We start from the raw sequence: 16,540 nt of genomic DNA, 5'->3' as shown, positions 1-16,540 counted from the left end.
TATATCTTTGTTTTAAAAATATACCGAATGTATAAAGGAACCGTTACCAAAAAACTAGAATGTATAATTCATCTTATTTATTGGATTTTAATTTTCTATTTCACTTTCGTGAAAAACCCGATTGGAAGACAATTTTCTGTACCTGACCTTTTTCTTTGTACTTACTTTATCGTTTTTATTATTACATTCTATTTTAATTATTTGATTGTAATGAAAACGGTTTTTAAGACTTTTAAATGGAAAAGGCTTTTTGGTGGAGTTTTTGTTTCGTATCTCGTTTTTACTTTTCTGAGATTCTTTTTTGAGCAAATTGTAACCAAACTTTTATTTGATAAAGTAAATTATACCGATGTTAATTTTCTGAACTATATGCTCGACAATTTGCATTACAGCAGTATGGCGATTATTTTGAGTTCATTTCTTTGGTTTGTTATTTATTCGATTCGTCTTTTGGAATATAATAAGCTTATTCTAGAAGAAAATAAGAATACCGAGATTAAATTTTTGAAAGCACAGATTAATCCTCACTTTGTATTTAATACTTTAAATAACATTTACTCCATGGTTTATTTTCAATCAGATAAGTCATTGGTCGCAATTGATAAATTGAGCAAGATTATGCGTTTTACAACGTACGAATCTCAGAAAGAAAAGATCAAACTTTCAGATGAAGTTGATTATATAAAAGCGTATATTGAACTCGAACAATTGAGACATCAGGAAAATGTTCGAGTTGCTTTGAATGTCGAAATCAAAAACGAATTTGAAGAAATTCCGCCATATATTTTATCACCTTTGGTAGAAAATGCGTTAAAGCACGGAGAAGTTTCAGACTCAGAACCCATAGAAATTCAGCTAAAGGTTTCTTCTGAAAAATTGATTTTTAGAGTGAAAAATAAAATCGGAACACAGAAAAAAGATAGTTTGGGCGGAATCGGATTAGATAATTTGCAAAAGCGTTTACAGATTCATTATCCCGAAAAACATCAAATTAAAATCACAAACGACGAAAACCATTTTACGGCTGAACTAGAAATAGATTTAAAATGACTAAAAAAATAAACTGCATTATTCTGGATGACGAGCCGTTTGCTGTCAAATTAATTGCCGATTACGCTTCTAAAATTTCAAGGTTAAATGTTCTATATTCCGACAGTGATGTCTTTAAAGCGATTGAAGTTTTAAATACAGAATCGGTCGATTTGATTTTTATTGATATTCAGATGCCGCAATTGACTGGAATTGAATTGATGCAGATGTTCAATCAGAAATATAATTTTATCATTACATCGGCTTATCCACAATATGCGCTTGAAGCTTTTCAATTTCATGTGATAGATTATTTGCTGAAACCCATTACATTCAATCGTTTTTATCAAAGTGTAGAAAAGTTTATTCGCTGGCAGGAAACTTTTCAAACTACTGAAAAAGCGGGAGATGATTTTCTATTTGTAAAAGCGGACCGAAAGCATTATAAAATTGCTTTAAATGATATTTTATATATTGAAGGATTACGAGATTATATCCGCATCCATACCAATGACGAAAAAATTATGGCATTGGAGAATATGAAAGATATTTTGGAGAAACTTCCGAATCAGTTTATTCGAATTCATCGTTCGTATATTATTCCAAAGGATAAAATTAAGGTTATTGATGGAAATCAGATTCTAATGAAAAGCGGTAATGCTTTGCCAATAGGAGAGACGTATAGAAAATTGGTTAGTGAGTGGTTGGTGTAAATATATTCGTATTACATCAATTTAATTAAACAATTATTTTAGTATGTTTATCCTTTAGAAAAACTATCTATAAAATTTAAATGAAAAAACTTTTCCTTGTATTAAGCTTTCTTTTTTTTAATATAAATTACGGACAAATTAATCTTTCAGCAATAGAAGGGTATTGGATAAAGTATAAAGGAGAAATGAAAGATGGAAGTGATCTATCTGACGGATTTACAGAAGATTCAGGTTACATGGAATATAGGATTAATCAAAGGAAATTATGTATTAATTCAAATCCAGTTCATAAAGTAAATGAGAGCTGTTTGGATTTTACATTGATTAATAATTTTATGAAAACATCTCAATATTCTGGATTTGTAGTTGAAAAAGCAACCAAAGATTCTTTAGTATTATGTGAGAAAATTGATGGACTAGCAGATGATAAACTTAAAAGAGCCTATTTTGTTAGACAAGAAGTAATAATTTCAAAATTCAAAGAAGAGAATAAGAATGAGAAAAATATAGTTGCTTCAAAATTATTTGCACCAAAAACAAATGGTACAATTGAAATAGATTTAAACAAAGCTTTTAAAAATAATTATTCAAATTTTGAGCTAGTTGGAAACTTGAAGATTTATCCTGATAAGAAAAGGATAAAGACAGAAATTACATTTTCTACACAGAAGGATTCGTCAAGGATAAGATTGGTAAAAAAGGTTATTGATGGTACTTTTGAAAAATGGAATTTAAAAGATTTTAAAGATTATGAATCAATAGAAATTCCGTTTGTTCTAAAAAGTGAAATCACAAAAACATTTTGGGGAATTTCGGTAATATTTTTCACAACAGATTTAACAGAATTTGAAAGAATCTATGGGGTGGAAATGAAAGATATTAGAAAATCATCGGATTATTTTAATAAAGGATTAATTGCGTATGAAGAGAAAAAATATTTAGAATCTATCGCATATTTTTCAGAATCATATAAATTTAATTCCAAGAATATAGATGCTTTGTATAATAAAGCAGCCATATATTTTGAATCTGGAGATAAAGAAAATGCTTGTAAAGTATGGCTAGAAATTTCTATACTTGGTCAAGTAGAAGGAAAACAATTGTTCTTAAAAAATTGTGAGTAAATTTTTCATTAAACTCAAAATTTCGTATAAGCTAATGCTTTTTCATGGTTAAAAAATTTCGATATATTTACAAAAGAAAAATTCTGTTACTAATTTTAGAAAATAGCTTCTAACTTATTTATTTTTAATACTACCAATGCATATTATTTATCAAAGCCCTAGAATAATTATCCGCGAATTTTTGCCTGAAGAAAAACAGACATTCTTTGATCTTTTTATAGACAAGCAGGTGACGCAATATCTTACTGATACTTCACCAGAAAGATGTGCCGAAATGTTTAACGAACTTCAAGAAAATTATAAAAACAAAAATCTCAGCCGTTGGGCGATATTTGATACTTTGGATAATAGTTTTATCGGAATGTGTGTTGCCCGTATTTTTGTACACAATACAGATCAGATAGAGATCGGGTATGTGCTTAGCAGAGCATATTGGGGAAAAGGTATTGCCACAGAAGTATGCAGGGCTATGACCCAGTATAGTTTTGAAAATACAAAGACAAATGAAGTTGTAGCCATAACAGATCTCGAGAACACCGGATCGCAAAATGTGCTGCAAAAAGTTGGTTTTAAACGATTAAACAATCTGATAAGAAACGAGGAGGAACTTGCTTATTTTAAGATCGAGAGATTGTAGTTTCATTTTATTTTTAAAATTTGGACAAAATCATCCATACTTTTTTAGATTTTCCCATTTAAATTCTAAATTGCGCCTAAGTTAAAAAACGATGGACAGATACAGCTTTTTGGAAATATCGGCATTTATAGGAATATTTTTGGTGCTGTTTCTTGCCTTATTTCTGTTTACCGTTAAAACAAAATATAAATTGGCAAATTGTCTTCTTGCCTTTTTTCTTTTTGCATGTGCTGTAGATGCATTGAAATTTTTGATGCGTGATTTCCCTGTTAATTACATCAATCTCGAAGCATTTCGATGGACCATCAACTATTTGGCTCCGGCCTCTTTTTATCTCTATGCATTGTCGATCTGTTTTTCTGGCTTTCGATTGAAACCGAAGCATTTACTGCACGTTATTCCGTTTGCCGCTTTCAATCTGTATTTGATGACGGGGATATATTTTGAGGATAGAGCCGCGAAAGTGAGTTTCATAAACGCCATGAATCAGGCGCCTGTCATGCAGTTTTTTTATTTTCTTTTCGAATTTTTATTTCAAGTTTATTTTATCGCTTCATTTTTGGCGGTTAGAAAAGCTAAAACTGTCTATCTCGAGAATTATACGAATCCGGATATCTCTTTGCTTAATGCGCTTTATAGAGTAACAATTCTATATTATGCTTTGCATTTTATAGTGCTTTTAAGGTGGCTGGTTACTTTTATCTTTGGTTTGGGAGAAATGAGAGCTTGGGTTGTGACCCTTGATGGGTTTGCGTTTTTATTCTGCACTTGCTGGTATCTGTTTGCTGCGTTAAATAATCCAGAGTTTTTCAGGGGCATCAATTCTCAGTTTAAACCGATTGCAGATGCTGTCTCGAAACAGAAATCGCCTCCTGCAATGGATGAAGAAAAAAATAGACAAATAGAATCCTTGAAAGATTTTATGATTGAAAAAGAACCTTACCTAGATTCTTCATTGACAATCCAAGATTTGGCTGAACAATTGAAAATGCCCGTTAAAGATTTGTCTGCGCTAATTAACCTGTATATGGATAAGCACTTTTTCGATTTCGTAAATGAGTATAGAATTGAAAAAGCTAAAGAAATTCTAAAAGATCCCCTGCAGAAAGAGCTTACCATTCTTGAAATTCTCTATAAGGTAGGCTTCAATTCCAAATCGTCATTTAGTTCTTCTTTTAAAAAATATACCGGAAAAACTCCAACTGATTTTAGAAAAGACCCGAATTAATCCATTTTTTTCCAAGAAATTGGTTCGACTTTTTTTAATCGGTCGCGTATTGAAGCGTTTTAAAGCATATTTGCAGAAAGTTTTAGACAATCAATCAAAATTCTATCTCCGAAAAATTTATTAAAAATGAAGATCAAGTTTTTATTATTGGCAGCCATTCTATCTGCAAATGTGCTTTCTGCCCAAAAATCAAGTGACGTTAAAGAAGCGAAGAAAACACCTCGAAATTCCATCCCACGACAGTCAGCCGTTTTCAGCCAAATTGATTCCCTAATGGCAACGTCCTATGAAAGAGGACTATTTAATGGGAACGTGCTTATCGTTAAAAACAATAAAATTATCTATCAGAAATCATTCGGTTTTACCGATGAAACCAAGAAGACTCCCCTAAGCGACAATTCAATATTCAATATTGGCTCTATCGCAAAGGAATTTAATGCCGTTTCAATAATGATTCTAGCTGAACGCGGACTTCTTAATCTTGATGACAAGATATCCAAATTTGATTTGGGATTGCCAAAATGGTCAGAAAAAGTTACGATAAGACATCTTATCAATTATGCCAGCGGCATTGCCAGAATTGACCCCATAGTGCCTAAAAGTGACGAAGAGGCTTGGAAAATATTGAGAAACAGCGACAGTTTACTGTTTGAGCCCGGAACTGCCTACAGGTATGACAATAGCAATGTGTTTTTACAGAGACGAATTATTGAAAAGATATCCGGAATGTCATACCAGGAATTTGTCATTAAAAATATACTTGAACCACTGAAAATGACAAACTCGGTATTTGACCCGAAATCTGGCTATAAAAATAGAACGTCTTGTTACGATTTGGATAATGCGAGATGTCCAGAATTGGAATTTATTAGCGGATGGCTCTGGACGGATACAAATGATCTTTATAAATGGATTGAAGGAATGAATAGCAACCGTCTGATATCCGAGAAATCCTTTCATACACTGCTAGAAAACCCATATGCAGTCGACGAAGGCGGATCGCTAGGCAGATACTTTGAAAAAGACGAGCTGCAGAGGCACAATGGGGTATCGTATAAATTTGAATCTATTTTCTTAAACGATTTTAAAAATAAGATAACGATAATCCTATTGTCCAATAATCTGAATAGGGTTTGGGATCTAGGCTACAGCATCCATAGCCTAATGTCAGGAAAGGAATATGAAATCCCTAAAAAATCTATTCATTTGGCTATCAGAAAGCAAGCGCTTAATGATACGGAGAAAGGCATCGAGGCATACTATCTGCTCAAAAAAAATTCTGAGAAGGAATACAGCTTTGGAAATCCGAGCGAACTCAATGCATTAGGATATGAACTACTAAGAGCCGGAAAAACTAATGGGGCAATAGAGATATTTAAATTGGCAACAAAAGAGTTTTCTGCAAATGCCAATCTGTTTGACAGTTTAGGTGAAGCCTATTATGTTAATAAGCAGTACGATTTGGCATTAAACAGCTATGCAAAAGCAATAAAACTTGGCGGAACAAACGGAAACGCAGAAAAAATGATAGAGAAAATAAAAGTAAATAATTAGTCATGGCATAAACTTGGCTTTTATCACAAGAGGGAATTATTGAATTCCCTCTTGTACTTTTAGTTAGTTATAATTTTTATCTTTTTATCAGACTTATTTTATTTTTGATTTTAACTGGTGACGGGGGGAATGAGAAGATTATTTAGGGACAATTTATTTCTAAGGATTAAATAAGATTAGTAGAATTATTGCTAAGGTTTGTGGTTTCGCTACTATTTTACGCCCTAATTTGTTAAGGAAATTTAAATCCTAAAATGTCGTTGGACTCAAGTTCAAAATTGATTTATTTCTTTAAGATATTGTTAGTTTTTCCAGCTGGATAGAATATTGAATTAATTGTGTTTTAAATTTGATTAATTTGATAGAATTAATATATTTACACCGAAATAAAATCTGACAAATTTTTTATTAATGATAATGTGATTATGATTTAGAATACATCTAAATCAATTTGCAAAAAAAATTATAGAAGAATGTATTATAAAATATATTAACAAGTGTATTTGTGTTTTATTTAGTTAATATGTAAAAAAATTATTATATAATTTTAAAAAAGAACAAAAAATCACGAAAAGAAGTGAGATTAATTAATAGAGGTGGGATTTTTTTGGACTGCCTGTTAGAAATTAATCGTGATTATGGTAACAGTACGGCTTAATTGGAGATATCGATCATGTGAAACAAAGAACAAAAGAGTAAATCTATAGCAGATAACTATAAAAAACAAACCAAGTGCACGTGGTAGATTTTAGAGTAATGATCTGCGAAAGATTTTCAATTAATTATTAACTATAACAAACATGAAAATCATGAAAAAAATGAGTTTTAAAGACATGAAAGAAAATGCTCTTAAAAGAGATCAAATGAGAATGATTTCTGGAGGCTGTGACGAGTGCGGAGCTGCAACGAAAGAATGCGGTGAGGAATGCGGAGGCGATGCAGGAGGCTGTGACGGATACTGCGATTACTGCAGAAACGGAAAGTGCGACTGCTAAGATTATCCAATCCTAGTTAACAAAGTAAAGGAATTGCTTGCAATTCCTTTACTGATATTAAAAAATAGAAATGCAGGAATTGCCATTCCTACTTCTTTAAATAGATAAGCCAATGCATTATTTAAAAAAAATCTCCTTGTTAAACTGTCCTGAAATTAACTGTTTAAAAAACACAAAAAAAATGTTCAAAACGGCTCTTCTTCTTTTTTTAGTTTCCATTTCTCTATCTGCCCAGAAATTAGACAATAGAACTGCATTCGAACTAAGGGGTGCAGGTAAAGGATTAAGTATTGATAAGATCTATCTGGTTTACGAAGTTGGCGACAAAAGAATTTATGACTCGGCAAAAATAGATAATAGCAAATTTATTTTGAAAGGAAATATCGATTATCCCACAAGAGCCACTTTATGCAATAATCGAGAGTTTAGTATGAGCAGAAGCAATTCTACAGAATTGTTCCTTGAACCAGCCGTAATGGAAATAAAGTTGGATTTTTATGATTTTTCAACAGCAGAGGTGAAGGGCAGTAAAACACAAGACGAATATTCCCAACTTCAAAAAGTAAAAAATGGCGTATATAGTAAAAGAGATTCTATCTCATTGCTTATAAGATCGTATTTTGACAGGATTACTGTCGCCTCAGACCCGCAGATTAAAGTGGAACTAGAACATCAATTGGAAATTTTGGAAAAACTGTCAGATCAAAATAAAATCACAGAGATGGAGATGGATTTTAATTTTATCAGGCAGAATCCGTCTTCGTTTATAGCTCCCTCTTTACTTTATTACAGATTGGCTAAGAAAGAAGGGCTTTTAAATTATGAAACTATTATTTCTCTTGCTGATGGACTGTCAAAAGAAGTAAAAGAATCTCCATCGGGAGTGAGGCTTTTTAAAAGGATTTCCGATTTTAGAAACAGTAAGGTGGGAAGCATTGCTCCTGATTTTATATTAAAAGATTACAATGGAGAGGTGATTCCTCTGGCAACCTTTCGGGAAAAAAAATATGTTCTGATAGATTTCTGGGCCAGCTGGTGCGAGCCTTGCAGGGATGATCTGCCTTTTCTTAAAGATGCCTATGAGAAATATAAAGATAAAGGATTTGAAATTATCAGCATATCCAGAGATAAGAATTTAAATTCATGGAGGAAAGCAATCGCCGATGAAAAAATTGGTTTGTGGAAGCATATATCCGTTGCTGAAAATCAGACAAAAATTGAAGATAATTACCTTGTGACAGCAATTCCTGTCAAGATTCTAATTAACAAGCGGGGCGAAATAATTGGACGATGGAAAGGCAGTGGAGATGAAAATAAAATGGAATTAAAAAAAATACTTGAAAAAACTTTTGACAAAGAATAAAATTTCTAAAACATTTAGATTAAGAGCTTAATATATGACCGAAAATTTCACTTATCTTTTTCAGTATTTAGAAAAAGAAGAACTACCAATTGATAAATCTGAATTTTCATTCCAGGTGCAGTCGCATCCTGATTACCCCACTTTACTGGCTATATCGGATACTTTAAATTTTTTCTCTATAGAAAATTTTGCTATAAATATTGATTTCGATGATATTGAAATTTTGCCCGATAGATTTATTGCCGTTCTAAAAAATGACAATGGTAAAAAGACGCCCTATTTTATTGAAAGGAAAGAAACTTCCTATTTCACATATAAAGGAAAAAAAATAGTTGAATATGATAGAGAGCTTTTGCAGCAAAGATGGGGCGGGACTGTTTTATTGGCGGAAAAGACTAATGAAATTGAAACAGGATCTAAAAATAATTATTCATTCATTTTGCCCTCTTTATCTTTAATTCTGCTTGGCATCCTATATTTCAATGCTGATGAAAGTCTTACGACAAAGATTTTTGCCATTTTCCCGATAATTGGCCTTTTGTTTTCAATTGCGGCACTAAAAGATCTGTTTGGTACAAAGAGCGCATTAATTGCAAAATTCTGCAATATTTCAAACGACACTAGCTGTGAGGCTATACTTAACTCAGATAAATGGAAATTATTCAAATTTTTAAATTTCAGCAGTTTAAGCATCGTGTTTTTTGCGTCTCAGTTTATAGGCCTCTTTGTATTGATACTTGCCGGAAATTCAAATGATTTTTTTATAATTCAAAAAGCATTGCTCTATTGTACTATACCGATCATTCTCCTATCGCTTTATTATCAAAAAATAGTTGAAAAAAAATGGTGCCCGATATGCTTGGCAATAATATTTACTTTATTGGCAGAGCTCTTGTATGTCGAAATATTTCTTGAAAACAGTGTAGGCATTTCGCCCAGATCTATTTTAATATTTGCATTCCTATTTCTGGCTATATCATTTATTTGGTCACTGCTCAAACAGATGTTGGCAAAGCATAATGAGCTGAAAGACATGAATTTTAAAGCGACGAGATTTATACGCAACTATAAAATTTTTAAGATTGTCTTGTTATCCAGATCAAAATTAGATATGCTTCAAAGTCCAATCCAGCTTGGAAATGCAAACAGTAAAGTCCAAATAACCATAATAACAAATCCTTTTTGCGGCTACTGTAAGGATGCCGATGCATTATTGGCTAAAATTTTGAAGCTTCATGCAGAAAAAGTAAAAATCAATGTGCTGATGGGGATTGATATTGAAAAAGAAAGGGATGAGAAAAAACTGCTGTTAAGGAGCCTGATGGCAATTTATCTGGAAAAGGGACAAGAAGCTTATAGCGAAGCATTAACCAATTGGTTTGAAGAGAAAAATATTGGCGAATGGCTGCAGAAATATAAAATAGATTTTGATATTTTGAAAATCGATGAATTATTTGCCAAACAGTTCATCTGGTGTCAAAATAACCATTTCCAATTAACACCTACACTTTTTATTAATGGATATCATTATCCTAAGGTGTATGATAGGCAAAATTTGGAATATTTCATAAATGAATTGATTGAGGATGATCTTTAAATGAAGATAATTAGAGTTCTTGGGAAGGAAATCCAAAAGCAAATACTCCCTCTAATATTTGTGGAAAATCAGATGCTTATGGCGATATCTCATAAAAATTAAAACAGCCTTCGGGCTGTTTTTTATATTGTTTCTAATTCGAGCTGCTTGCCAGTTGGTTTTAGATTTTTTAGTTTTCTGTTTTTTCCAGCGAAGATGAAGCCGGTCAGACAGGTTTGTTTATTTGGATGAAAAATTATTTAAGAGTTAGTTTTTATATCTGCCACTTTTATTTTTTTGTTTATTATAATTACTTGTAAATAATTGAAATATAATGTGTTGCTATCTTTTTTTGATTAAATTTATATGAAAAAAAAAGGCAATATGGTTACAGCTATACTTAGAGCACATCCTGAACTGGCACTTTTCTTATGCTTGGCTCTTGGATTCTTAATAGGACGTATTAAGATAGGTACATTTAAAATTGGTGTCGTATTAGGAACTTTATTCGCTGGAGTGCTAATTGGTCAGTTGGATATTGAAATTCCAGATATTGTAAAAACTATTTTCTTTGACTTTTTCTTGTTTTCTACAGGATATAAAGTTGGTCCTCAATTTTTTCAAGGTTTTAAAAAAAATGCATTTCCTCAATTACTGCTTACCTTGGTAATTTGTTTATCGTGTTTATTAGTGGCGTATTCGGTCTCTACTTTTTTAGGTTATGATGTTGGAACAGCAGCCGGATTATTAGCAGGAGCGTTTTCTGAATCGACTGTAATTGGTACTGCATCAGATGCCATTAGCCACTTAAATCTTGCTGATGCAGAAAAAAGTCGATTAATCAATAATATTCCCGTAGCTTATTCTGTAACTTATCTCGTAGGAGCAGCCTCTTTTGTTTTTTTTCTGACTGGAATTGCTCCAAAATTGCTTGGTATTGATTTAGTGAAAGAAAGCGATAAATTGGCTGAAACCATTTCAGGAGAAACTGAATATGGTCCAGGAATGAAAAGTGCCTATCAGAGATGGATTATTCGTGCTTACAGAATAACCAATGAGAAATGGACCGGAATAAGTATAAGTGAGTTTGAAAGATTAATTTCTAATAAGAATATTGTGATCCAGAGGATACGCCATAAAGATCAATTGCTAGATCCAAATCCCGATACTATAATTCAAAAAGATGATGTAATGGTTATTATGGCGCAACATGGAATCATTTTGGACAGCCTCTTTTCTATTGGACCAGAAGTTTTGGACGAAGAATTGCTAAATTTCCCACTAGCACATTTAGATGTTACGATTACGAATAATGCTGTCGAAGGAATGACAGTAAAGCTTCTTCGAAAAAGCAGTTTTTATCATGGATTAATGCTAAACAAAATAACCAGAGAAAATCATGAGATACCGCTTGAATCGAAGACGGTTTTAAATAGAGGTGATATTTTGAATCTTTCAGGCAGGCCTGCAAAACTAGAAGAAGCAGCGAAAGAAATAGGTTATTTGGATCGTTTAAGCCCTGAGACCGATATTATTTTTGTTGGTTTGGGTATTGTCCTTGGTGGACTTTTAGGTTTGCTGTCGGTAACCTTATTTGGCGTTTCAGTAACTTTAACAACAAGCGGTGGCGCATTGGTAATGGGACTTATTTTTGGCTGGCTACATTCGAGAACTCCAGTTTTTGGCAGAATTCCAGAACCCGCCTTGTGGATATTTGACAATGTTGGTCTTGCGGCATTTATTGGACTTGTTGGTCTTGCTGCTGGTCCAAGTTTTATCTCAGGTCTTAAAGAAACTGGCTTTGGCATTTTACTAGCTGGTGTGGCAGTTGCCTTAATTCCTCATATTATCGGATTGTATTTTGGAAGATATGTATTAAAAATAAACCCGTTAATATTACTTGGCGCTCAAACAGGTGCTGGAACCTCAACAATTGGATTAAAAGCAGTTCAAGATGCATCAGGGAGTAAATTTCCCGTTTTAGGCTACACTATTCCCTACGCATTAGCAAATATACTATTGACTGCATTCGGGCCCATACTTGTAGGTATGATGTCGTAATTATATGTTATAAAGTAAAAAACGCAATCCCTAAAAAATCGAGATTGCGTTTGCATTAAAAATCAGTTAGTTGAGTTAATTAAATTCCGCCATAACGCAGTGTCGATCCTAAAACCAGCATTGCAACTCCTATTGAAGTAACCGTAAGAATAATTATGGCAATTCTATAAATATTGTTTTTATTAAGATTCGGAATAACAAAAAATTGAGCGCAAACGGCACAGATAAAAGTGCAGAAAAGTAAAATCAGTTTTATGGAAACTACTTTTTCAAATCCGCTCGAGAAATGAAACCAAGTTTCGGCTGTTACGCCAAAATCATAGGCCATCCAGATTCCTGTAATAATTAGTAAAGCAAGAGAAGACATTCCGAGTGCTTCAAATTTCTTTTCAAAATTTAAAATAATCTCCGGATCTTTTTTCTTCAATGCTGTTGGAAGATAGCAAATAGCCAAAAGTAAATGTCCGCCAACCCAAATTGTCGCCGCCAATAAATGAATTATTAGTACAAAATGATGTAAAGTCATAACATATTCATTTTGAGTTATCAATCTCTAAAAATAACTTTTATTTTTGGAGTGGAGAAGTCTTTAAGTTGTATTTCTTTACTTGAATTGTCTAGTTTTGAAAGCGTCTGCACATTATTCATAAAATGCTGTATATAATAATTACCTTCAAAATTCTTTTTTTCTAAATATTCGATCATCTTCACAAAATCATTTTCTTTAATTAAAGAAGAATGAAAAGTGGTACGAACTTCAAACGGTATATTCGATTGAATCAAAAGTTCTAAACTTTCATCAAATTCTGAAAATAAGCCTGATTGCGTTAGTTTTTTAAAGGTATGAGGAAGACTTTTATAATCTAACGCGACATAATCAAGTATTTGATCACGAATCAGGCTGTTTAATATTTTTGGATTGGAACCGTTGGTATCTATTTTAACCTCAAATCCCATTGCTTTGATTTCTTTTATAAAATCAATTATTTTTTTATGTAAAGTGCATTCGCCACCGCTTAATACAACACCGTCTAATAATCCTTTTCTAGTTTTTAAGAAAGAAAGAACTTCATTAAAATCAATCTTTCCTTTTCCTAAAACAATATCTGGATTGTAGCAGTACAAACACCGCATGTTACAGCCCGCAAACCACACTATGCAGGCTGTTTTGTGCGGATAATCTAATAAAGTAAAAGGCGTGAGGCTAAATATTCCTTTAATAGATAATGCTTTCTTCGAAATGGGTACGCTGTTGGTGTTCACCTTTTTTTCCAATATTAAAACTTTCTACAGGTCTGTGATATCCCATTACACGTGTATAAACCAAACATTTGCTTCTTTGGGATTTTTTTTCTTCTAGAATTTTAAGCGTTTTCGTTTTCATAAGCCAAGTGTTTTTGATTGTTTTTATTGAGTAAAATTTCGTCGCATTTTGGGCAGTATTCATGTTCTCCGTTTAGATAGCCATGAATAGGGCAGATGCTAAAAATTGGTGTTACGGTTATGTATGGTAGTTTAAAGCCGGTTAAAACTTTCTTTACGAAGTTTTTGCAGGCTTCTGGACTGCTTATTTTTTCTCTCATATAAAGATGCAAAACTGTACCTCCAGTATATTTGCATTGCAATTCGTCTTGGAGTAATAAAGCTTCAAAAGGATCGTCTGTATGATCGACTGGAATTTGTGAACTATTCGTATAGTAAATATTCTCGTTTTGTCCTGCTTGTAAAATCTCTGGAAAACGCTTTTTATCTTCTTTCGCAAAACGATACGTTGTTCCTTCGGCCGGTGTTGCTTCTAGGTTGTAAAGATTTCCAGTTTCTTCTTGAAACTCCTTCATTCGCAATCGAATATGATCTAGAATTTCTGTAGCGAAATGTATTCCTGAGGTATCCGTTATATTTTGTTTTCCTTCAGAAAAGTTGAGCACCATTTCATTCATTCCGTTAACGCCAATGGTAGAAAAATGATTTCTAAAATGTTTCAGATAGCGTTGCGTGTACGGATAAAGTCCGCGGTCGTACATTTGCTGAATAAAGATTCTTTTTTTCTCTAAAGTCGATTTGGCTATTTGAAGCAGTTCATCTAAATGTTCAAATAAAGTAATGATATTTCCTTTATGCAGATATCCTAAACGTGCCATATTTATAGTTACAACACCAATGCTTCCCGTCATTTCTGCACTACCAAAAAGACCATTTCCGCGTTTCAATAATTCTCTTAAATCGAGCTGTAATCTGCAACACATACTTCTTACGGCATTTGGTTTGTAAGCTTCTGGGTTTTCAATTCGATTTCCATTTTCATCCAAAATATATTGGCTTCCAATAAAATTCTGGAAATAAGAAGAACCTATTTTAGCTGTATTTTCAAACAATAAATCGACATTTTCTCCTTGCCAGTCAAAATCTTCTGTAATATTTACGGTTGGAATCGGAAATGTAAAAGGCTGTCCGTTTGCATCTCCTTCGGTCATAATGGTATAATAGGCTTTATTAATAAGATTCATTTCCTTTTGAAAATCTCCATATTTTAAGTCTATCAATTTTTGAGCACCTCTGTTTTTGGCTTCAGTAATTAGATTTGTATCCTTTATATTCAAAAACAAATGCTGATCGTTTCTTGTAGGAATCTGTTCTTTTAAATCTTCGGGAACATTCCAATCCAAAGTAATGTTTGTAAAAGGAGATTGTCCCCAACGTGCAGGTACATTTAGATTGTAAACAAAACTTCTAATTCCTTTTAAAACCTCTTCATAGGAAAGCTGATCTTTAAAGACATAAGGAGCCAAATACGTATCAAAAGAACTGAAAGCCTGAGCGCCTGCCCATTCGCTTTGCAGAATTCCTAAGAAATTGGCCATTTGTCCCAATGCTTCTCTAAAATGAGAAGGAGGTCTGCTCTCGACACGGCCACGCACGCCATTAAAACCTTCATTTAATAGCACACGTAGGCTCCAACCAGCGCAGTATCCGGTAAGACAATCCAAATCATGGATGTGTATGTCGCCATTCCTATGAGCAGAACCTTCTTCTTTATTATATATTTTATCGAGCCAATAATTGGCAATAACTTTTCCTGCGGTATTGCTGACCAATCCAGCGTTTGAATACGAAATATTGGCATTGGCATTAATTCTCCAATCAGATTGATTAATGTATTCTTCAACAGTTTGTGTACTGTCTATATAGGTAGTGTCATCATTTAAACCATTAATATGTTCTCGTTGTAATTTTCTGGTATGACGATAAATTATAAACGAACGCATGGCCTGGAAATATCCATTTTCAAAAAGCGCTCTTTCTATCATGTCCTGAATTTCTTCTACAGGCCACGAAAACTTTACCTCAAGACCAGAAAGAACGTTTTTAAAAATTCTCTTGTCTATAGGCTGATTGACGCTTTGAAAGGCTTTCTGAATGGCATCTTGAATTTTATAAGCTTCAAAAGGCTTATAATCTCCGTTGCGTTTGATTACATATTTTTCCATGGTATTTTTTTAATTTAAGACACTTTTTCAAATGTTTTTTCAAGTTCAATTGCTTTTGGAAACAAGATATTATTCTCCAAATGAATATGCTTTTTTAAATCTTTATCAAATTCTTCCAGCATCAGAAAAGCAACTTTATAAGTATTGCATGAGTCAAGAGGTGGTGTATAATTATTGGTTAATGCCGCAATTCTTTTAAAACGCTGTCCTTCGGTTACATGATCCTCTTTTAATGTTATAATTGGAGTTTCGATAGATAAAAAAGGCGGTGTTTCCAGTTCTTGACCTTTACTGTGTGCGATTTTCATTTTTTTGATAAAAGGAAAAACAACCAACTCTTCTCTTTTCATATGAGCTGTTAGATCCAAATACGTTTTAGAAAAAGTAGTATGAATCTCATGAAGCTCAGGATGAATCGCACCGTGAACACCGCACAATTTATTTAAATACTCCAAAATAACAGGAGATTTTTCTTCTACATATCTATGATGGGTTTTGGTTATATAATCTGCAATCATGTCGGGTGACCAACTTTTGTAATCAAAAGACTGATTGGCAGAACTGTTTCTTGCTTTTTCAATGTGTTCTATAAGAGCACTTTCTTCAATATCTCTTTTTTTACAAACTTCTTCGATTGTTCGATATCCTTTGCAACAAAAGTCGATATGGAATTTTGTAAAAATGGCTGCTGTTTTGAAATCATCTGCTACGATTTCGCCAATAGTTGTTTTGCTTGTTAGTTTCATAATGGTTGGGGGTATAGATTAATTTT

15 protein-coding genes are annotated in these 16,540 nt (G+C 32.9%); 10 read left to right on the top strand and 5 right to left on the bottom strand.

All coding sequences use genetic code 11. The features are described 5' to 3' along the window. Positions 1–27: 27 nt before the first annotated feature. From ACFO3N_RS20385 to aspT, 10 genes are all read left to right on the top strand, one after another. Positions 28–1,050, top strand: a complete 1,023-nt coding sequence (locus ACFO3N_RS20385; RefSeq protein ID WP_379800751.1) for a sensor histidine kinase — start codon at positions 28–30, stop codon at positions 1,048–1,050. Beyond that, positions 1,047–1,742, top strand: a complete 696-nt coding sequence (locus ACFO3N_RS20380; protein ID WP_379800750.1) for a LytR/AlgR family response regulator transcription factor — start codon at positions 1,047–1,049, stop codon at positions 1,740–1,742. Before ACFO3N_RS20385 ends, ACFO3N_RS20380 begins: the two co-directional genes overlap by 4 nt. An 80-nt stretch (positions 1,743–1,822) precedes the next feature. After that, a complete protein-coding gene (locus tag ACFO3N_RS20375) occupies positions 1,823–2,866 on the top strand; it encodes a tetratricopeptide repeat protein (RefSeq protein ID WP_379800749.1) in 1,044 nt (347 codons plus the stop codon). Positions 2,867–3,002: 136 nt separating this feature from the next. Then, positions 3,003–3,503: a GNAT family N-acetyltransferase gene (locus ACFO3N_RS20370; RefSeq protein WP_379800748.1), complete on the top strand. Its 501-nt coding sequence runs from the start codon at positions 3,003–3,005 to the stop codon at positions 3,501–3,503. Between the two features lie 91 nt (positions 3,504–3,594). Then, positions 3,595–4,731, top strand: coding sequence for a helix-turn-helix domain-containing protein (locus ACFO3N_RS20365; protein ID WP_379800747.1), 1,137 nt, complete (start codon positions 3,595–3,597; stop codon positions 4,729–4,731). Between the two features lie 273 nt (positions 4,732–5,004). After that, a complete protein-coding gene (locus tag ACFO3N_RS20360) occupies positions 5,005–6,285 on the top strand; it encodes a serine hydrolase (protein WP_379800745.1) in 1,281 nt (426 codons plus the stop codon). Between the two features lie 800 nt (positions 6,286–7,085). Then, a complete protein-coding gene (locus tag ACFO3N_RS20355; RefSeq protein ID WP_095930061.1) occupies positions 7,086–7,280 on the top strand; it encodes a hypothetical protein in 195 nt (64 codons plus the stop codon). 181 nt (positions 7,281–7,461) lie between these two features. After that, positions 7,462–8,643: a thioredoxin-like domain-containing protein gene (locus ACFO3N_RS20350; RefSeq protein ID WP_379800744.1), complete on the top strand. Its 1,182-nt coding sequence runs from the start codon at positions 7,462–7,464 to the stop codon at positions 8,641–8,643. A gap of 34 nt (positions 8,644–8,677) precedes the next feature. After that, the gene (locus ACFO3N_RS20345; protein WP_379800743.1) at positions 8,678–10,240 is read left to right on the top strand and encodes a vitamin K epoxide reductase family protein; all 1,563 of its coding nucleotides are present in this window, start codon (positions 8,678–8,680) and stop codon (positions 10,238–10,240) included. Positions 10,241–10,585: 345 nt separating this feature from the next. After that, positions 10,586–12,280: an aspartate-alanine antiporter gene (gene aspT / locus ACFO3N_RS20340; RefSeq protein WP_379800742.1), complete on the top strand. Its 1,695-nt coding sequence runs from the start codon at positions 10,586–10,588 to the stop codon at positions 12,278–12,280. 79 nt (positions 12,281–12,359) lie between these two features. Here the strand turns inward: aspT and ACFO3N_RS20335 are convergent, their stop codons facing one another. From ACFO3N_RS20335 to ric, 5 genes are read right to left on the bottom strand one after another with little or no spacing between them, the layout of a single operon-like run. After that, positions 12,360–12,806: a copper resistance protein CopD gene (locus ACFO3N_RS20335; protein ID WP_379800741.1), complete on the bottom strand. Its 447-nt coding sequence runs from the start codon at positions 12,804–12,806 to the stop codon at positions 12,360–12,362. A 20-nt stretch (positions 12,807–12,826) separates the two neighbouring features. Beyond that, the gene (locus tag ACFO3N_RS20330; RefSeq protein ID WP_379800740.1) at positions 12,827–13,543 is read right to left on the bottom strand and encodes an anaerobic ribonucleoside-triphosphate reductase activating protein; all 717 of its coding nucleotides are present in this window, start codon (positions 13,541–13,543) and stop codon (positions 12,827–12,829) included. Continuing rightward, positions 13,497–13,664, bottom strand: coding sequence for an anaerobic ribonucleoside-triphosphate reductase (gene nrdD / locus ACFO3N_RS20325; protein WP_172426906.1), 168 nt, complete (start codon positions 13,662–13,664; stop codon positions 13,497–13,499). The genes ACFO3N_RS20330 and nrdD overlap by 47 nt, the downstream gene beginning before the upstream one ends. Beyond that, the gene (locus tag ACFO3N_RS20320) at positions 13,645–15,768 is read right to left on the bottom strand and encodes a ribonucleoside triphosphate reductase (RefSeq protein ID WP_379800739.1); all 2,124 of its coding nucleotides are present in this window, start codon (positions 15,766–15,768) and stop codon (positions 13,645–13,647) included. The genes nrdD and ACFO3N_RS20320 overlap by 20 nt, the downstream gene beginning before the upstream one ends. A 14-nt stretch (positions 15,769–15,782) precedes the next feature. After that, on the bottom strand, positions 15,783–16,514 hold the full coding sequence (gene ric / locus ACFO3N_RS20315; protein WP_379800738.1) for an iron-sulfur cluster repair di-iron protein: 732 nt from the start codon (positions 16,512–16,514) through the stop codon (positions 15,783–15,785). Positions 16,515–16,540: the final 26 nt, after the last annotated feature.

The sequence above is a fragment of the Flavobacterium chungangensis genome, from assembly GCF_042654045.1.
Lineage (GTDB): Bacteria > Bacteroidota > Bacteroidia > Flavobacteriales > Flavobacteriaceae > Flavobacterium > Flavobacterium chungangensis.
Note: the sequence above shows the minus strand (reverse complement) of the source record. Positions and strands in the feature narration are given on the sequence as shown.

What these genes read in the sequence shown, in the direction of transcription:
- ACFO3N_RS20385 (WP_379800751.1), top strand. Translation starts at nt 28, where the DNA reads ATGTATAAAGGAACCGTTACCAAAAAACTAGAATGTATAATTCATCTT.
- ACFO3N_RS20380 (WP_379800750.1), top strand. Translation starts at nt 1,047, where the DNA reads ATGACTAAAAAAATAAACTGCATTATTCTGGATGACGAGCCGTTTGCT.
- ACFO3N_RS20375 (WP_379800749.1), top strand. Translation starts at nt 1,823, where the DNA reads ATGAAAAAACTTTTCCTTGTATTAAGCTTTCTTTTTTTTAATATAAAT.
- ACFO3N_RS20370 (WP_379800748.1), top strand. Translation starts at nt 3,003, where the DNA reads ATGCATATTATTTATCAAAGCCCTAGAATAATTATCCGCGAATTTTTG.
- ACFO3N_RS20365 (WP_379800747.1), top strand. Translation starts at nt 3,595, where the DNA reads ATGGACAGATACAGCTTTTTGGAAATATCGGCATTTATAGGAATATTT.
- ACFO3N_RS20360 (WP_379800745.1), top strand. Translation starts at nt 5,005, where the DNA reads ATGGCAACGTCCTATGAAAGAGGACTATTTAATGGGAACGTGCTTATC.
- ACFO3N_RS20355 (WP_095930061.1), top strand. Translation starts at nt 7,086, where the DNA reads ATGAAAATCATGAAAAAAATGAGTTTTAAAGACATGAAAGAAAATGCT.
- ACFO3N_RS20350 (WP_379800744.1), top strand. Translation starts at nt 7,462, where the DNA reads ATGTTCAAAACGGCTCTTCTTCTTTTTTTAGTTTCCATTTCTCTATCT.
- ACFO3N_RS20345 (WP_379800743.1), top strand. Translation starts at nt 8,678, where the DNA reads ATGACCGAAAATTTCACTTATCTTTTTCAGTATTTAGAAAAAGAAGAA.
- aspT (WP_379800742.1), top strand. Translation starts at nt 10,586, where the DNA reads ATGAAAAAAAAAGGCAATATGGTTACAGCTATACTTAGAGCACATCCT.
- ACFO3N_RS20335 (WP_379800741.1), bottom strand. Translation starts at nt 12,806, where the DNA reads ATGACTTTACATCATTTTGTACTAATAATTCATTTATTGGCGGCGACA.
- nrdD (WP_172426906.1), bottom strand. Translation starts at nt 13,664, where the DNA reads ATGAAAACGAAAACGCTTAAAATTCTAGAAGAAAAAAAATCCCAAAGA.
- ACFO3N_RS20320 (WP_379800739.1), bottom strand. Translation starts at nt 15,768, where the DNA reads ATGGAAAAATATGTAATCAAACGCAACGGAGATTATAAGCCTTTTGAA.
- ric (WP_379800738.1), bottom strand. Translation starts at nt 16,514, where the DNA reads ATGAAACTAACAAGCAAAACAACTATTGGCGAAATCGTAGCAGATGAT.